This is a genomic window from Thermosediminibacter litoriperuensis, from assembly GCF_008124715.1.
Lineage (GTDB): Bacteria > Bacillota > Thermosediminibacteria > Thermosediminibacterales > Thermosediminibacteraceae > Thermosediminibacter > Thermosediminibacter litoriperuensis.
In genome coordinates this window covers 1-2,801 of sequence record NZ_VNHO01000056.1, presented here as the reverse complement: position 1 = coordinate 2,801, position 2,801 = coordinate 1, and the positions used below count along the sequence as shown (strand labels likewise).

At 31.4% G+C, this 2,801-nt stretch carries 2 protein-coding genes; both read left to right on the top strand.

The features are described 5' to 3' along the window. Nucleotides 1–498: 498 nt before the first annotated feature. The gene (locus LZ11_RS12130; protein ID WP_148868114.1) at nt 499–1,869 is read left to right on the top strand and encodes a hypothetical protein; all 1,371 of its coding nucleotides are present in this window, start codon (nt 499–501) and stop codon (nt 1,867–1,869) included. 29 nt (nt 1,870–1,898) lie between these two features. Then, nucleotides 1,899–2,489, top strand: coding sequence for a hypothetical protein (locus tag LZ11_RS12125; RefSeq protein ID WP_148868113.1), 591 nt, complete (start codon nt 1,899–1,901; stop codon nt 2,487–2,489). The last annotated feature ends 312 nt before the right edge of the window (nt 2,490–2,801 follow it).

Below are 2,801 nucleotides of genomic sequence, written 5' to 3'. Positions count from 1 at the left end.
GACTAACTTACGAACTTCAGCCTTCATGATTGAAAAACCCAACATCATTCGGGTTTCCAAAAAATGTGTCGCATTTAATATTGCATTTTACGATTAATTAAAGATCAAAATGAATCCAATTAAAATTATGGTTATAGACTGATTGAACAATTTAATAGAAGTGTGACTAAGCAAAATATAAAAATCACTCGAAACTAATTGGAAACATTCAAGTTTTTGTAAGTTATACAAGTTGTTGCTGGTAATCCGAATGAAACTGCCAATGTCATAACATGTAAAGAAATCCAAACAAAATAGGAATTATATTTACTAAAAATCTATTTTGAGAGAAAAAAGGAAAAACATTACGCGTAATATATGTAATAAAGGAAAAAATAAACAAAGCCCAGGAAGGGCAGCTGGATTGAATAAAAAATAATAGGAGGTGTATGCCATGCTTGTATATAGTAACAGGTTAAATTTATTTATTAAAGAAAATTAAGAAAGGAGATGAATTTTATGAGGATCAATTTAAAAAAAATTATTGTTATATTTGTGATATCAAGTTTCATGCTTACGCTCACTCCTAAATCTTTTGCTCTTCCAAAAGAAAATTTTAGTATTCGACTTAATGCAGATACATTTATGGATTTGGATTTAGAAGGTAATAAGATGGCCCAGAAGCAATCTAGTAATTCAACTGTTTTAATAAATCGATTAGATTTCAATTCCCCAAATATAGTTATAGATGGTGTAGTAACATACAAAAATAATACAGAAAAACCCTTTTCTCTATCTGGGAAAATAAAAAAATCCCAGAATTCTTCAAAAACAGTGATTGGTTCACTTAACGACACTTTAGGTAATTTTGAAGTAATTTATTTTGCTATTGACAAAGAACCAGATGGTAAGCCAATATATAACAAAGAAAAATTAAACGAGATAAAGAATAATAAAAAGACCGTACTAAAACTCTACTTATTGGAAAAAGGTACAAGAAATTTTACTGTGTTAGAAGTATTTAATCCAAAATTTATAAATGAAGATGATTTCTTTAATGATTTTACTAATTTGGAAACAGCAGAATATAAAGAGGAGTGCTGGTATACTAAGATATTAAAACCAATCAAAGCTGAAAAAGCTTTATTAGACAAATTACCTAGTAAAAAAATCCCGTTAGACGAATTGGATGAAAATGTTCCTTTGCAATCTGAAGATATTTCTATTACAGCACTTCATAATAACTATACCTATGGATATTACCAGTTTGTATTAAACGTATATGGTGGGTACATTTACCAAGATTTTATTGTAAAATTTTATGTAGAAGGTCCAACTGAACTCGATGAGTCAGGAGGAGTATTTACCACAAAAATGTGTGTTTATGATGAAGAAACGTGGTCTTATGATTACCCCCAAGAAAACTATGATGATACACTTACATCTATTGGCACGTATGATGATACAAAAATAGATGGTTATACAGACCCAGGAGATGTATTTAGATATGTTTTGTGGGATGGCCAGTATTATAGAGAAGGCACATTAGATATTAGTGTGGGTTGGTCTTATACTCTTCCCTATACTGGGATATCTTTTGCAGTTTCATATTCTTCAAGTATGAAATATACATCAGAAGATATGAAAACATTTGATAACTCTGGTAGCACAAAAGTAAGACAATGTGGGGTGACATGGGCGCAGGGTACAAAACTCCAAGATGTAGGTGATACTTTCGATACTATATTTGCAGTTGGACATTATGGTTCTCCTGGTACAAAAAAATTCCATGTAAAGTGGACATATGATGTAAGCAATGGGCATAATCTTTATTGGGGTGGAATAAAAACAAAAACCTTGGATTTGGAGTATTATTCATATAAAAACTAAAATGCTATATTTGATGAGGTGTGGCATTAATGAACAAAAATTTTTTCATAATTATGTTAATAGTTATCTCTATTCTATTAGGCTTTTTTGCTTATAATCAAAGACAGGAGAACATAAAATATGAAAATTTATTTTCCGATAAACTATATACAACGATGTATTTACTATCTTCCTCAATACTCAGTAATAATGAAATTCTCCAATCAGGTTTTAGCAAAAAGTATTTTACCGAATCGGAAGTTGATCAGCTTATTTATAATTACGCTAATATTATTAACTATTCTCAGGAAGCAAATTATTTTGTTAGAACCTTGGGTAGAGCAAAGTCTTCACAAATAAATGATTATACAGCATATATAGCCGAGAGAATTCAGTATTACTTACTGAATATAAAAAGGCATGCAAACGGCAATTATTCTGTTTCTTTAAATGAGGATAATACAGAGCTGTTTCAATATGCAAAAGAAGTAAGTGAACTCTGGACGTCAGTTATCAATAACACTATAGAAGGTAAAAGTCCAGAAGAGCTAGGAAACATACATGATAATTATTGGGTTGAAACTATGTTAGAATTGTCCCGTCATTCTAAAAATCAAAAACATTATTTTGATAATTTTTAATGAGGTTGCAAAATATTTCATGCAAATTTCATCCTTCTATGATGATCAAGTCCAATTTTTTTTTTGTGTGTAAAAATCCCTCTGGCTAGAACCAGGTGTTTCTATCACCATCGCTTGGCCTATTATACCGCCTCCGGCCCTTTAGGTGTCAAGGATACACTATCGCCGGGCTCTGCCTCCCCTTGACATCGAGGCCTCCAGCGGTTATCAATAGAGCCCGTTTTTCGTCCTGTTCCATAAGTAATGCTTTACTTTGGTGTCAATAGCGGATTTAAATTGACCCATTTTCAGCGATTTTAAATTGACCCACCC